12 protein-coding genes and 1 pseudogene are annotated in these 13,993 nt (G+C 72.4%); 10 read left to right on the top strand and 3 right to left on the bottom strand.

The window, feature by feature from the left end; translation table 11 throughout:
• Positions 1-26 precede the first annotated feature (26 nt).
• Both KSNIM_RS33395 and KSNIM_RS33390 read right to left on the bottom strand, forming a co-directional pair.
• The gene (locus KSNIM_RS33395) at positions 27-956 is read right to left on the bottom strand and encodes an MBL fold metallo-hydrolase (protein WP_263106892.1); all 930 of its coding nucleotides are present in this window, start codon (positions 954-956) and stop codon (positions 27-29) included.
• 55 nt (positions 957-1,011) lie between these two features.
• Positions 1,012-1,854, bottom strand: a complete 843-nt coding sequence (locus tag KSNIM_RS33390; RefSeq protein WP_263106891.1) for an alpha/beta fold hydrolase — start codon at positions 1,852-1,854, stop codon at positions 1,012-1,014.
• Between the two features lie 260 nt (positions 1,855-2,114).
• Here KSNIM_RS33390 and KSNIM_RS33385 point away from each other — a divergent pair.
• From KSNIM_RS33385 to KSNIM_RS33350, 8 genes and pseudogenes are all read left to right on the top strand, one after another.
• Positions 2,115-2,645 (top strand): annotated as a pseudogene (locus tag KSNIM_RS33385) (TetR/AcrR family transcriptional regulator); the annotation flags it as partial.
• Between the two features lie 379 nt (positions 2,646-3,024).
• On the top strand, positions 3,025-3,549 hold the full coding sequence (locus KSNIM_RS33380) for a PadR family transcriptional regulator (RefSeq protein ID WP_263106890.1): 525 nt from the start codon (positions 3,025-3,027) through the stop codon (positions 3,547-3,549).
• On the top strand, positions 3,546-4,235 hold the full coding sequence (locus KSNIM_RS33375) for an ABC transporter ATP-binding protein (protein ID WP_263106889.1): 690 nt from the start codon (positions 3,546-3,548) through the stop codon (positions 4,233-4,235). Before KSNIM_RS33380 ends, KSNIM_RS33375 begins: the two co-directional genes overlap by 4 nt.
• A complete protein-coding gene (locus KSNIM_RS33370) occupies positions 4,232-6,469 on the top strand; it encodes an FtsX-like permease family protein (RefSeq protein ID WP_263106888.1) in 2,238 nt (745 codons plus the stop codon). Before KSNIM_RS33375 ends, KSNIM_RS33370 begins: the two co-directional genes overlap by 4 nt.
• A 331-nt stretch (positions 6,470-6,800) precedes the next feature.
• Entirely contained in the window at positions 6,801-7,586 is a 786-nt protein-coding gene (locus tag KSNIM_RS33365; protein WP_263106886.1) for an HAD family acid phosphatase, read from the top strand.
• A gap of 272 nt (positions 7,587-7,858) precedes the next feature.
• Positions 7,859-9,358, top strand: a complete 1,500-nt coding sequence (locus KSNIM_RS33360) for a multicopper oxidase family protein (RefSeq protein ID WP_263106885.1) — start codon at positions 7,859-7,861, stop codon at positions 9,356-9,358.
• A 202-nt stretch (positions 9,359-9,560) separates the two neighbouring features.
• The gene (locus tag KSNIM_RS33355; RefSeq protein ID WP_263106884.1) at positions 9,561-10,718 is read left to right on the top strand and encodes a DUF3068 domain-containing protein; all 1,158 of its coding nucleotides are present in this window, start codon (positions 9,561-9,563) and stop codon (positions 10,716-10,718) included.
• A 64-nt stretch (positions 10,719-10,782) separates the two neighbouring features.
• Positions 10,783-11,469 (top strand): alpha/beta fold hydrolase, encoded by a 687-nt coding sequence (locus KSNIM_RS33350; protein WP_263106883.1) that lies wholly within the window; start codon positions 10,783-10,785, stop codon positions 11,467-11,469.
• 122 nt (positions 11,470-11,591) lie between these two features.
• Here KSNIM_RS33350 and KSNIM_RS33345 read toward each other — a convergent pair whose 3' ends face one another.
• Entirely contained in the window at positions 11,592-12,428 is an 837-nt protein-coding gene (locus tag KSNIM_RS33345) for a helix-turn-helix transcriptional regulator (protein WP_263106882.1), read from the bottom strand.
• A 138-nt stretch (positions 12,429-12,566) separates the two neighbouring features.
• Between KSNIM_RS33345 and KSNIM_RS33340 the strand changes: the two genes are divergently transcribed.
• On the top strand, positions 12,567-13,349 hold the full coding sequence (locus KSNIM_RS33340; protein ID WP_263106881.1) for an NAD(P)H-dependent oxidoreductase: 783 nt from the start codon (positions 12,567-12,569) through the stop codon (positions 13,347-13,349).
• A gap of 203 nt (positions 13,350-13,552) precedes the next feature.
• Positions 13,553-13,969, top strand: a complete 417-nt coding sequence (locus KSNIM_RS33335) for a hypothetical protein (RefSeq protein ID WP_263106880.1) — start codon at positions 13,553-13,555, stop codon at positions 13,967-13,969.
• Positions 13,970-13,993: the final 24 nt, after the last annotated feature.

The following is a 13,993-nucleotide window of genomic DNA, read 5'->3' as shown; positions in this document are numbered from 1 at the left end:
GGTCGATGCGGCGGCTCCGGATCGGCCTACAGCCAGGCTGCGAGGAGGTTCTGTACGGGGTCGCCGCCCTCACGTGCGAGGTAGAGAGCACGGGAGCTGACCCAGAGAACGGTCCGGCCGAGGTGGTCCGGGTAGCGCCGGAGCATGGCGTGGAAGAACTCGGCGGGGGTGTCGTGCGCGGCCAGGGCGGCCTCGGCGTCGTCGAGGTACCGGCGGGTCTCGGCGATGAGCCGCTCGGCATCGTCGTCGAGGTCCTTGTTCTGGTGACTCGCCACGATCCGGCGCGGTGCCAGCGCGGCGACGGTGTCGATGGCCTTGCGCCAGGGCCCGAAGTTGCCGTCTGCCGAGTCGGCGAGGTACATGTGCACGCGGTTGTAGATCGCGTCGCCGGCCACCACCAGCTCGAGGTCCGGCACGTGCAGCACGGTGGAGTCGTCGCTGTCCGCGTGCCCCACGTCGACGATGTCGAGGGCGTGTCCTTCGAGGGTGAGGCGGTTGCCGGGCACCGTGACTGCCGTGACGGGGGACGGGGGGATCTGGTCCGGCCAGATCGCGTCCCACAGCACCGGCCGGGCCTGCACGTTGTGGTGCATCTGTGCGACGGTGCCCGCGGAGGCGACCACCCCGGCGCCGAAGCGCTCGGCGAGCATCCCGGCGGTGAACCAGTGGTCGCCGTGTCCGTGGGTGGCGACGATGTGCGTCAGCCGCTTCCCGCTCGCCTCGACCCAGTCCGCGACCTGCTCCGCCTGCTCCCGGGTCAGCGGCGGGTCGACGAGCACGGCGTCGTGAAGGCCGTGGATCAGGGTGACCGCGCTGGGCTGGAAGGAACGGGGCTGTCCGTCGGGCAGCGGCCCCGGACCGTTCATCGGCAGCGGGTCCGCGACGAACACGTCGTGGCCGATGTCGACGTCCGTGTGGGTTCCGGTGTCGGTATTGGAGTTGGAGTCGGTGGACATGACGTCTCCCGTCAGTGGGTCAATGCCGTGGCGCGGTTGATGTCATCGCCAGTTTTCACCGGCGGTCGAGGAACTGCGCGACGTCGCTCGCGAACCGTTCGTGGTGCTGGAAGAGGAAGCCGTGGGCCGCATCCGGGTAGATCGTGATCTTCGCGCCGGGGATGAGACCGGCCAGCAGGTGGGAGTAGCGCGGGAGGATCATCGGGTCGCCGTCGCCGTTGGCGACGAACACGGGTGCCTGGATCGCCGTGACCCGCGCCAGGAGCGGGAAGTCGGGTACGCCCCACGCGGTGATCGCGTCGTACTGCGCCTGGCGGGTCTGCCAGGTGGTGGGCGTGTCCAGCTCGGTCCGGGAGAACATCCGCCCCATGGCCCTCTCACCGGCCGCCCGGCTCTCGGGCGAGTGGGTGTAGAAGACGTCGAGCACCTTCGCGGGAACGACTTCCGGTTCACCCACCGCGTCGATCACCCACGTCTCCCATCCGTGCATACCGGGCGCGCCCTGCGGCGCCGCCGAGGCGAGTACCAGGCGCCGGACCAGCGCGGGCCGGATCAGTGCGATCTCCTGGGCCACGAAGGAGCCCAGGGAGAAGCCGAGGACGTCGGCCCGCGCGAGGCCGAGGGCGTCGATGAAGGCGATCGCGTCCCGTGCCATCTGCGCGACCGTGCTGGGCGTGGCGCCACTGGAGCCGCCGACACCGGTGTTGTCGAAGGCGATGACGCGTCGGCCCCGGGCGAGGGCGTCGACCAGCGCCGGATCCCAGTTGTCGAGGTTGCCCCGGAAGTGCTGGAGCAGCACCAGAGGTACCCCGCCGTCACCGACCTCGCGGTACGCGTACCGAATGCCGTTGGCGGCGGACACGGTCGTGATGGGCGCCAGCGCGTAGGACCGGATCACGGGAGCGCCTCCCTTCGGGGTGGGCCTCGCAGGAGCAGCGATCGGCGCCCGGCGGTCCGCGCTCGGCCGGGCAGCAGGCTGGTGGCCACGGAACGCCGCCAGGTATAGCGATCGCTTTACCCGACGTCGACGCCACGCTCCCGCACGGCCGATGTAAAGCGATCCCTGTACTTGGTGGCATGGGGACACCTGCACCGACCACCGGGGCGGCCCGCGGCGGGCGCGGCGCGCGTGAGCGCATCCTGTAGGCCGCAGAGGAACTCTTCTACACCCGCGGCATCCACGCCACCGGCGTGGCAGCGCTCATCGAAACGGCGCACGTGTCGCCCCGGACCTTCTACGTGCACTTCCCGACGAAGAACGCGCTGGTGGAGGAGTACCGCCGCCGGTTCGAATCGGAGCGGCCGATCGCCGCCGAAGCGGAGCTGGAGCGCGGCGACCTGCCCGCGGCCCAGCGGTTGCTGGCGATCTTCGTCCCCGCCGAGGGGGACTGGCCGGTGCTCTTCCGCGGCTGCCAGTTCCACAACGCCGCCGTCGAGGGCGCCGGCGAGCTCCCGGCGGTCGCCGACCTCGCGCAGCGCCACAAGCAGGCCTTCCGCGACCACCTGGTGGCCACCGCCGCCGAGGCCGGAGCAGTCGCCCCCGAGAGCCTCGGCCGGCAGATCGCCGTGCTCTTCGAGGGTGCCAACGCCCTGGCGGCCTCCTGCAACGACACGCAGGTGTTCACGGATGCCCGGCGAGCCGCCGAGACCCTGCTGAACGCGGCCCTGGACAACCCACCCACAGTGTGAGGAGCTGCGCCCCGCACGGCTGGGCGCGTACCGTGCTCCGCCTCCGACGTCCCGGATCCCGAGGACGTTCGTCACCGGGTCGCCGTCCGCGGCGGCCGGCGGCCCCACCAGGTCCCGCGCGATGCCGCCCAGCCCTGCCAGGGCATGCGCGGCACCAGCCAGCGCCACGCCGGTGACACCGGTGGTCAGCCACCCTGCTCGGCCGATCCCGTCCATCATGCTCACTACCCCCTCGGCCTCGCCCGAACGGCCCACCCGCCGTCCGGCCACCTGCGGACGCCGTCGTCGCCCGCAGCGACTACTACCGGCCGCACGCGCCCGGGGCGGAAGTCCTCTCCGTGTATACACTCGATGTATACTCCTGATGTATGGTCAGCTCATGAGTGTTCCCCTGACCCTTCTCGGGCTGCTGGAGCGTGAGCCCAGCCATGGATACGACCTCAAACGGGACTACGACAGCCTGTTCGGGCGGGACAAGCCGCTGCCGTACGGGCAGGTCTACGCGACGCTGAGCCGGCTCGCGCGGGACGGCAAGGTGGTGGCCGGCGAGGCCGAGCCGGGCGACGGGCCCGAGCGCAAGCGGTACGTCATCACCGAGGCCGGCGTGACGGAGTTCGAGACCTGGCTCGCCCAACCCGTCGCGCCCGAACCCACCCTGCAGACGGTGCTGTTCACCAAGGTCGTGCTGGCCCTGATGCTCGGCCGGGACGCCGGGCAGTACCTCGACGCACAGCGCGCGGCGCACATGCAGCGGATGCGCGAACTCACCGAACTCCGCCGCACCGGCGCCCTGCTGGACGCCCTGCTGGCCGACCACGGGCTGTTCCGGCTGGAGGCCGATCTGCGCTGGATCGACCTCACCACGGCCCGGCTGGACGCCATCGCCGAGGCGGTGCGGCCATGACGGACCCCCTGATCGAGGCCCGCGGCGTCACCCTCGCCTTCGGCGAGACCCCGGCTCTGCGCGGGGCGGACGTCACGGTCGGCGCGGGCGAGATCCTCGCCGTGATGGGGCCGAGCGGCTCCGGCAAGTCCACACTGCTGCACTGCCTGGCCGGCATCCTCACCCCGGACTCCGGGGAGATCCTCTACGAGGGCAGGAGGATCGACCGCCTCGGTGAGGCCGACCGCAGCGCCCTGCGCCGCGACAGCTTCGGCTTCGTCTTCCAGTTCGGCCAGCTCGTCCCGGAGTTGACCGCCGAGGAGAACGTCGCGCTGCCGCTGCTGCTCGGCGGAACCCGCCGGGCGGCCGCGCTGGCCGAGGCCCGGCCGTGGTTCGCCCGGCTCGGACTGGACGGCCTGGAGCGGCGCCGGTCCGGCGAGTTGTCGGGCGGCCAGGCCCAGCGGGTGGCACTGGCCCGCGGCCTGGTGAGCCGACCCCGGGTGCTGTTCGCGGACGAGCCGACGGGTGCGCTGGACTCGCTGACCGGCGAGCAGGTGATGGAGCTGATGGTCGGCGCCGCACGCGAACAGGGCACCACCGTGGTCCTGGTGACGCACGAACCGCGGGTCGCCGCGTACGCCCACCGGGAGGCGATCGTCCGGGACGGCCGGGTGACCTCGCTGTCGGTGGATCGGATCGCGTCGTGATCGCGCTGGCGCTGCGGCTCTCGGTGAGCGGCGGGCGGGAGGCGCTGGCCCGGCTGCTGTCGATCGCGGCGGCGGTGGCGGTCGGCGTGTCGCTGCTGCTGTCGACGCTGGCCGGGATCAACGCGGTGGACGCCTCCAACGAACGGCAGCTGTGGTGGAACACCGGTGCGGCGGCCCGGACGGCGAGCGCCCCGGTCGACCCGCTGTGGTGGCGGGCGCACGACGACCACTACGACGGCAAGCCGATCTTCGAGGTGGACGTTGCCGCGACCGGTCCGACCTCCCCGGTGCCGCCGGGGATGTCCGCGCTGCCTGCGCCCGGGGAGTACTACGCCTCGCCCGCCCTGGCGAGGCTCGTCGCGGACGTCCCGGCGGCGGAGCTCGGCGACCGCTTCCCCGGCAGGCCCGCCGGGGTGCTGGGCGACGCGGCGCTGCCCTCGCCGGACTCGCTGATCGCGGTGGTGGGCCGCCCGGCGGAGCAGATCCGGACCGCCCCGGGCGCCCGGCAGGTGACCACGATCGCGGACGCGCTGCCGCCGAAGTGCGACAACGACTGCCCGGGCATGGGGGTGCGCGGCGATGCGATGACGCTGATCCTCTCCGTGGTGGCCGGTGCGCTGATCTTCCCGGTGCTGGTGTTCATCGGGACGGCGACGAGGCTGTCGGCGGCCCGGCGCGAGCAGCGGTTCGCGTCGATGCGGCTGGTGGGTGCCACTCCGGGCCAGGTGGCCCTGATCTCGGCGGTGGAGTCGACGCTGGCGGCGGTGGCGGGCACGGCGGCCGGCTTCGGACTGTTCGCACTGCTCAGACCGCTGGTGGCACAGGTGCCGTTCACCGGGGACCGGTACTTCACCGCGGATCTGACACTGCACGCGGCGCAGATGCTCGCGGTGGCACTGGGCGTGCCGGTCGCGGCGGCGGTGTCGGCGCGGCTGGCGCTGCGCCGGGTGTCGGTGTCGCCGCTGGGGGTCAGCCGACGGGTGACCCCGCGACCGCCGCGGGGGTGGCGGCTGGTGCCGCTGGCGGCGGGGATCGGCGAGCTCGCGTGGTTCGTTGACCGGCGGCCGCAGACGACCGACGGTCAGACCTGGGCCTACCTGTCCGGGTTCGTGCTGGTGATGCTGGGCCTGGTGGTGGCCGGGCCGTGGCTGACGATGGCCGCGGCACGGCTGGTGGCCCGGCGCACCTCGCGTCCTGCCTCGCTGATCGCGGTGCGGCGGCTGGCGGACGATCCGAAGGCCGGCTTCCGGTCGGTGAGCGGCCTGGTGCTGGCGCTCTTCGTGACCAGCGCGACGGTCGGGATCATCGGCACGATCAACGCCAACCGCGGTGTGCTGAGCGGCGATCCGCTGACGCGGGCGGCGGTGCAGCACGGTGCGCTGCTGGAGGATCCGCCGATGGCGGACCGGGTGCCGGAGGCGGTGCTCGCCCGGCTGAAGGCGGTGCCGGGGTACCGCGGCGCGGTGGTGGTACACGCCAACCCGGCCCGGGTCGCGGCCGATCCGGCCTCTCCGGAGGATCCGCGGCCGTGGGCGCCGGGCCTGGTGCTCTGCTCCGAGCTGGCGGGCACCCCGGTGGTGGGCGGCTGTACGCCCGGCGCGGAGGTCGCGGCCGTGCCGATGTTCCAGTTCCTCGACCTCCAGGCGGCGTCCACCCGGCAGTGGCCGGCCGCCCCCGTGTCGACGGCGCAACTGGCCGCGCTGCCCGTGCAGATGGTGTACGTGACGACCGACGGCTCGACGGCGGCGACGGAACGGGTGCGGACGGTGCTCGACCGGGCCTTCCCGGACCACGCGTCGCGGATGGTGAAGGACTGGGGCAGCGACCAGCAGCGGCAGTTGGCCGGGTTCCGGCAGCTGGCGAACGTGGTCATCCTCACCACCCTGCCGATCGCAGGCTGCAGTCTCGCGGTGAGCGTGGTCGCCGGACTGTCCGAGCGCAGGCGGCCGTTCGCGCTGCTGCGGCTCGGCGGGGCCCCGTTGGGCCTGCTGCGGACGGTGGTTGCGCTCGAGAGTGCGCTGCCGCTGCTGGTGGTCGCGGTGGTGGCGACGGCGACGGGCCTGCTGTCGGCGCACCTGTTCCTGACCTCGCAGATGCACTACGCCCTGGTGTCCCCGGGCGCCGTCTACTACGCGCTGGTCGCGGTGGGGCTGGCGGCCTCGCTCGGGATCATCGCGTCGACGCTGCCGCTGCTGCGGCGGATCACCGGCCCGGAGGCGGCCCGCAACAGCTGACGCCCCGACCGCCCCGGCCCTCCCCCGCCGCGTCCCGGCCGGCGGGGTCGGGCCTGGACGGTCACGGGCGTCACCGGGTCCGTCGTCAGGCCCTCTTCCAACGGTCTGCCTGCGCGGTCTGCGAGTTGACGGAGCGGAGGCACGAGGGCGGCGACGCGAGGGGCCCACGGGCGGTGGCGCAGCGCCCGTTCGCATCGCGCGTAGACATTGCGCGTAGAGTTTGCTTGACCTGCCTGGTTACCCGCCCGTACGTTCATCCCCGCATCGTGCGCGCCGGGCCGGTGGAACGACTCGCGTTCGCCCCTCCCGGCGGTAGAAAGGGCAGAACCACATGGTCAGGAAGACCCTCGGGAACCGCTCGAAGACCCTCGCCACCCTCGCCGTCGGCGTGGTCGTCGGCGGTGCGGTCGCGGGCGGCGGATTCGCGGTCGCCGACACCAAGGCTCCGCGGAGCGACCGTCAGATCACCAACATGACCGACGAGGTCAACGACATCAAGGCGTACTACGGCGACACCGTCGACGCGCAGGGCGAGCACTGGGCGTCGCCGACCAGCAACTACGCCAAGCAGGTCGCCGGGATAGAGAAGGACGCCAAGCAGTACCTGCAGGGCCACGCCCGCCACGACAAGGGCAAGAAGAAGGCGATCGTGCTCGACGTCGACGACACCTCGCTGTCGACGTACAACTACGAGCTGGAGACGACCTTCGTCTACACCCCGGCGAGCAACGCCCAGTACATCGCCACCAAGACCATGCCGGCCGTCTTCGGCATGAACACCCTGGCGAAGTGGGCCGAGCAGCAGGGCTACACCGTCTTCTTCGTCACCGGCCGGCCGGAGGCCCAGCGCTCGTACACCGCGGCCAACCTGGCCGCCGTGGGCTTCCCGACCGCGGACGCCTCGCACCTGTACCTGAAGAACAAGGAGAACCCGCCGGCGTACCTGGCCTGCGGCAAGACCTGCACCACCATCGAGTACAAGTCGGGCACCCGGGCGCACATCGAGAGCCTCGGCTACCAGATCGTGGCCAACTTCGGCGACCAGTACAGCGACCTGTCCGGCGGTCACTCCGGCAAGACGTACAAGATCCCGAACCCGATGTACTACCTTCCCTGATCCCCGGTCAGGACACCGGGCGCCGCGGTCGGAACCTCGGCCGCGGCGCCCGGCGCCCGTCCCGGCCCCCGTCCGGCCGCCCGTCTCCGCCGCACCCTCGTACGAACGAGTGGTCCCGCGCGAAAGCTGCGGCCACGGCCCTGGTGGACCGCGTCCCACGGCGTCCCGGGGTGTTAGCTTCGAACTCCTCGTCGGATCCGACCGACGTCTGACGACGGCGCGAGGACGGTGCGTCCGTCGAACGGGTTCCCTGTCCGATCGGTGGTGGCCAGATGGGTGTGTGGTCGCGGCGTGCCGTGCTGGCCGGCCTCGTCTCGTCGCCGGTGCTGACGGCCGGCTGCTTCGCCGGCACCGCCGGCAAGGCGGACCCCGACGACGGAACGGCAAGCGTGCCGCCGTCCGAGGGGCCCGGGCCCGCCGGCTACCGGCGGCTTCCGATCCCGCCACTCGCGGAGTCCCGCACGGAGAACGGCGTGCGGTGGTTCACCCTGGAGGCCCGGCCCGGCAGCGCCGCCATCGTGCCCGGTACGTCCACCCCGACGTGGGGCTACTCGCAGGACCTTCTCGGTCCGACCCTGCGCGCCCGCACCGGCGAGACGGTGGGCGTCCGGGTCCGCAACCGCCTGCCCGAGACCACCTCGGTCCACTGGCACGGCATGCATCTGCCAGCACGCTTCGACGGCGGCCCCCACCAGCCGATCGCCCCGGACGCCGGCTGGGAACCCTCCTGGGTGATCGCCCAGCCCGCGGCGACCCTCTGGTACCACCCGCACCCCCACGGCTCGACCCAGGTGCACACCTATCGCGGCCTGGCCGGGCTGTTCCTCGTCGACGACGACACCGGCGCCGGCGCGGGTCTGCCGCACGAGTACGGCATCGACGACCTGCCGCTGATCGTGCAGGACAAGACGCTCAACCCCGACGGCACCCTGGACGAACACGACGACGCCGGGACGGGCCTGCTCGGTCCCACGGTGACGGCGAACGGGATCGCGGGAGCGTATGCCCCGGTCGCCACCGACCGGGTGCGCCTGCGCATCCTCAACGGCTCGACGATGCGGGTGTACAACCTCGGTCTGGACGACGACGGCGAGTTCGAGATGGTGGCCTCCGACGGCGGGCTGCTCGCGGCCCCCGTCCGGCTCCGCCGCCTCGCCCTGACGCCCGGGGAGCGGGCGGAGATCGTCGTCCGCATGCAGGCCGGCCGGCCGCGCACGCTGCGGTCCTTCCCCACCCCGGTGCCCGCCAGGAGGGGCCGCGGACCGTCCGCCGGCGCCGCCCAGAGCGAGGAGTTCGAGATCCTTCGCCTGGACCCGCGCCCCCGGCTCCGCACCGGCGCGGCGACACCCGCGTCGCTGGCCGTCATTCCCCCGCCGGTGACGGCCGCCGCGGTGGCGCGGACCTTCGAACTCGACGGCAACACGATCAACGGCCTGTCGATGGACATGGACCGGATCGACCTCACCGCCACCGTCGGCGTCCCGGAGGTCTGGACGGTGACGAACACCCACAACCGGGTGCACAACTTCCACGTGCACGACAGCCACTTCCAGGTCCTCGACGTCAACGGCGGCCCTCCCCCGCCGGAACTGGCCGGCTGGAAGGACACGGTCGCCGTGCCGCCGTCCGGCTCGGTGCGCCTCGCCGTGGTTTTCCGCGACTACGCCGATCCGCAGAACCCGTACATGTACCACTGCCATCTGATGCGCCACGAGGACGACGGGATGATGGGCCAGTTCCTGGTCGTCGGGCCGGAACAGCGGAGCGGTTGACCGCCCGATCGGTCGATCGCAGACGACTCCGCCCGAGGCCCGGCCCGGGCGCGCGCCGCGGGACAAGTGCCAGGTCTGCGGCCCGGACCGCGCCCGCACCGGGAACGACGGGCCGGTGCCCCGCTGTGGCGCGGGTGCCCGGCCCGCCCGACACTGGGCCGGACAGGAGCGGTACGGATCGATGACAGCGGGAGAGCGGATCATGCGGACGAACACGGTGCTCCGCGGCGTCGGCCTCGTGATCGGCCTGGTCCTGATCGCCGCCGCCTTCCTCCTCGCCTTCTTCGTCACGCCCACCTACGTGGCCCGGTTGCCCGACGACACCGACGTCACGCGCTCCTACACCGGCACCTTCAAGACCCTGCTCGACGCCCAGGAAGTGGCGAAGGGCAACCTGCTGTCGGCCGTCAAACGGGACGTCCCGATGGCCGTCGAACGGACCGTCAAGGTGCTGGACACCTCGGACGACACCGCCCTGGTCAGCGACAGCCGGACGACCACCGCGGCGGGCCGCGCGGTCGAGAAGACCACCTGGCAGTACGCCGTGGACCGCAAGACCCTCGAACCGGCCACCGATCACCCGTCCGACTGGACGGTGGTCGACGCCGAAGGCCTGACGGTGAGCTGGCCGATCGGCGCGAAGAAGCAAACGTACACCGGATGGCGGCCGGAGACCCGGACCACGACCCCGCTGACGTACGCGCGCACCGAGAGCAGATCCGGCGTCAGCACCTACGTGTACCTGGCCAGACTGCCCGCCACCCGGATCACCGACACCCAGGTGCTCGCCGGGCTCCCGGCGGCCGTCCCGAAGAGCACCCTGGCACTGGTGGCCCAGGTCGGGACCCTCTCGGCGGAGGCGAAGCAGAAGCTGGCCGTGCTGCTGCCGACGCTGCCCGATCCGGTTCCGCTGAGCTACACGCTCCAGAGCGCCGACACGTTCTGGATCGAGCCCGAGACCGGCATCGTGGTCGACACCCAGCGCTCGCAGCAACGCACGGCCGGGGTCGTCGCCCCGAGCGACGGCGCCTTCCTTCCGCTGCTGCCGGTCTCCGACGTCTCCTACCGGCAGACGCCCGACTCCGTGAACGCCGCCGCGGACGACGCCAAGGACGGCCGCAACGCCATCTCGCTCGTCGGCACCATCCTGCCCGTCGTGCTGGGCGTGGTCGGCGCGGTGCTGGTGGCCGTGTCCCTCCTCGTCCGGCGCCGGGGCACCCGTGGCGGCGCAGCGCCGGCAGCACCGACCGGACCGACCGGACCAGCCGCACCGAGCGCACCCGGTGGTCCTGGCGCGCCCGCCGGTCCTGACGCGCCGACCGGACCGGCCCCGCCGACCGGGCCGGGTGCGGACGCGTGACGCGACGAACCGGCCGTCCGGCGCACTACGGCGCCACGGCTTGACCCCCCTGAAGGAGGAACACATGGCCAGCAGGGCCAGCATCGTCTTCGCCCACGGACTCTGGGCCGACGGGTCGTGCTTCAACAAGCTCGTCCCCGCGCTCCAGGCCGAAGGCCACGAGGTGTCCGCCTCGCAGCACGGCCTCGACTCACTCGAGGGCGACGTCGCATGCGTCACCCGCTCCATCAACCACGTGCCCGGCCCGGTCGTGCTCGTCGGCCACTCCTACGGCGGCACCCTGATCACCAAGGCCGGCACCCACGGCCGTGTGGGCGCCCTGGTCTACATCGCCGCCCTCGCCCCCGACGAGGACGAGACCTCGCAGGACCAGCAGGACAAGTTCGCCCGCACGCCCGTCTTCGAGCACATCGACGTCGCCGACGGCCGCATCTGGCTCCTCGAGTCGGGCGTCGGCGACTTCTGCGGCGATCTGCCGGCGGCCGAGCAGAAGCTCGTCCTCGCGACGGGCGCCGTGCCCGTCCCCGACCTGTTCACCCAGCAGGTTCCCGGCACCGCCTGGCGCACGAAGCCGAGTTGGTACATCGTCGCGAACAACGACCGCACCGTGAACCCGGACCTGGAGCGGGCCGCCGCGGAACGCATGGGTGCCAAGACCTACGCCGTCGACAGCAGCCACGTGCCCATGCTCTCGCACCCCGACCTCGTCCTCGACGTCATCCGCGACGCCGCCAAGTCCCTTGAGGGGTAGAGCCGTCACCGAAGCGGCCGTGGGGCTCCGCCGCTGGGGCTTGCTTTCAAAGGCGCACGGGAGGTCGGTCAGGGGCGCGTGGGGGCACCTGTGAGGCATCCGTATGCCTTGGAAGGCACGCCCTAGGCGTGCACTGCGGGATGCGCGTCCCCGCTGTCCGCGTCCATGCCCGCGAGCAGGCGCAGCCCGTCCTCGGCGGGGCTGCCGGGGGCCGCGGACAGCACCAGGAGCTCCATGCCCGATTCGTCCGGTAGCGCGAAGTTCTCCTGGTGCAGGTCCAGTCGTCCGACCAGCGGGTGCATGTACGCCTTGCGGCCGTGCGTGCGTGCGCGCACGTCCGCGCGGGCCCACAGGCGGCGGAATCGCTCGCTGCCCATGGCGAGCTCGCCGACGAGCGAGGCCAGGCGGGCGTCGTCGGGGTACTTGCCGGCGGCCAGGCGCAGGTGCCCGACCACGTCGTGGGTGCAGTTCTCCCAGTCCGCGTAGAGGCCGCGTTCGGCCTCCTCGAGGAAGATGTGGCGGGCGATGTTGAGGCCCGGCATCGGCCGGCCGAAGAGCAGCCCGGCGAGCCGGTTCCCGGCGAGCACGTCCAGGCGGTGGTTCATGATCAGCGCCGGTGCGTCGGCGACCAGGCCGAGGACGCGCAGCAGCTCCGGCCGGACCCGCCCGCCCGGTGCCTTCGCGCGGCGGCAGCGCTGCCGGGCGAGCCGGTCGAGGTGCCCGCGTTCGGTCTCGTCGAGGCCGAGGACGCGGGCGAGCGCGTCGAGGACCTGATCGGAGGGTTGGGTCGCGCGGCCCTGCTCCAGGCGCACGTAGTAGTCGACGCTGACCCCGGACAGGTGCGCGACCTCTTCGCGGCGCAGTCCCTGGACCCGCCGGCGGCTGTCGGAGGGGATGCCGGCGGTGGCCGGGTCGACCCGTGACCGCCGGGTCCGCAGGAAGCCCGCAAGATCGTCCATGCCCCCAGTATGGCCGCGGCGGCGCCCGCGAGGGTGGCCCTGCGATTACCAGGAAGTCCTGTCCGACGGAAGTGGCGTCCCTGAACGCCCGGCGCCGCAACGCGCAGGATCTGGGGCATCCGATCCGAAGGAGCCCCCATGAAGACGCTCATCGTCTACGCCCACCCCGAGCCCGAGTCGCTCAACGGCTCGCTGAAGGACCTGGCGGTGTCCACGCTGGAGAACGCCGGGCACGAGGTGCGGGTGAGCGACCTGTACGCGATGAACTGGAAGGCGGTCGTGGACGCCTCGGACTACGGCCCCCACGCCTCGAACCCGCTGAAGGTCGCCCTGGATTCGGGCCGCGCCTTCGACGCCGGGGCGCTCACCCCGGACGTCCTCGCCGAGCAGGAGAAGCTGCTGTGGGCCGACACGATCGTCTTCCAGTTCCCGCTGTGGTGGTACACCATGCCCGCGATCCTCAAGGGCTGGGTGGACCGGGTGTTCACCTATCGCTTCGCGTACGGCGTCGGTGAACACAGCGACACCCGGTACGGCGAGCGCTTCGGCGAAGGAACCCTCGCGGGCAGGAGGGCCCTGCTGTCCGTGACCGCCGGCGGTCCGGAGTCGCACTACGCCGCTCGCGGGATCAACGGCCCCATCGACGACCTGCTGTTCCCGATCCACCACGGCATCCTCTACTACCCGGGCATCGAGGTGCTGCCGCCGTTCGTGCTGTACGGCACCGACCGGATGGGCGAGGAGGACTACGCAGACGTCGCCAAGGCCTGGCAGCAGCGCCTGCTCACCCTGGAGTCGACCGAGCCGATCGCGTTCCGGCAGCAGAACCACGGTGACTACGAGATCCCCTCACTGCACCTGAAGGAGGGACTGGAGCCCGCGGGTCGCACGGGCTTCGGGCTGCACGTGCGCGGCCACTGACGGACTCGCCCGGATCCGGGCGTCGGCGCGCGCCGCACAGGCGGCCGGTGGTCCCCGGGAGCGATCGCGCGAGGGGTACCGGGGACCACCGACCCGGCCGCCGCGCATTCCGGGCTGCCCACTGCACTGCCCCGGGCGGTCTGGCCGAACTCCTGACGGCGGCGGGGAGGACGGAGGAATCGCTGGCCGTCGCCGAAGAGGCCGTGGCCACCGCCCGACCGGCCGCGGCGGCCGATCCGGTCGCGGCCGAGCACGTCCTCGCGCCGATGCTGAAGGATTTGGCCCTGCGCCTCGCCGGGTGTCCCGGGCGATCGGACGAGGGAAGGGCGGCCGCGGACGAGGCGGTGGAGTTGTTCCGCCGGGTGGAGCCGAGGGACCCGGGGACCTTCGAGCAGTACGTGGCGCTGCACCTCGCGGTGTCGCTCTGGCTGGCAGCGGGTTACCGCGAGGAGGACCACACCGACGGCGCCCTGGGGCTGCTCTCCGAGTCGGAGGCGATCTTCTCGCGACTCGGCACGCGGCACTCCGGCGCGTTCGCCGCACAGCTCGACGCGATCGGTGCGGCCAGCGCCGAGCTGCTCCGCCTCTCCACCAATCCGAAGGTTTCCAACGGCAGTTGAGTGGCGCGCACACGGCCGAGGGGG

Source organism: Kitasatospora sp. DSM 101779 (assembly GCF_025655475.1).
Taxonomy (GTDB): Bacteria; Actinomycetota; Actinomycetes; order Streptomycetales; family Streptomycetaceae; genus Kitasatospora.
The sequence above is the reverse complement of the archived record's forward strand: the minus strand, read 5'-3'. Positions and strand labels throughout refer to the sequence as shown.

Bases quoted from the DNA above. Each gene is read 5' to 3' on its own strand.
- KSNIM_RS33395 (WP_263106892.1), bottom strand. From the start codon at position 956: ATGTCCACCGACTCCAACTCCAATACCGACACCGGAACCCACACGGAC.
- KSNIM_RS33380 (WP_263106890.1), top strand. From the start codon at position 3,025: ATGAGTGTTCCCCTGACCCTTCTCGGGCTGCTGGAGCGTGAGCCCAGC.
- KSNIM_RS33375 (WP_263106889.1), top strand. From the start codon at position 3,546: ATGACGGACCCCCTGATCGAGGCCCGCGGCGTCACCCTCGCCTTCGGC.
- KSNIM_RS33365 (WP_263106886.1), top strand. From the start codon at position 6,801: ATGGTCAGGAAGACCCTCGGGAACCGCTCGAAGACCCTCGCCACCCTC.
- KSNIM_RS33360 (WP_263106885.1), top strand. From the start codon at position 7,859: ATGGGTGTGTGGTCGCGGCGTGCCGTGCTGGCCGGCCTCGTCTCGTCG.
- KSNIM_RS33355 (WP_263106884.1), top strand. From the start codon at position 9,561: ATGCGGACGAACACGGTGCTCCGCGGCGTCGGCCTCGTGATCGGCCTG.
- KSNIM_RS33350 (WP_263106883.1), top strand. From the start codon at position 10,783: ATGGCCAGCAGGGCCAGCATCGTCTTCGCCCACGGACTCTGGGCCGAC.
- KSNIM_RS33345 (WP_263106882.1), bottom strand. From the start codon at position 12,428: ATGGACGATCTTGCGGGCTTCCTGCGGACCCGGCGGTCACGGGTCGAC.
- KSNIM_RS33340 (WP_263106881.1), top strand. From the start codon at position 12,567: ATGAAGACGCTCATCGTCTACGCCCACCCCGAGCCCGAGTCGCTCAAC.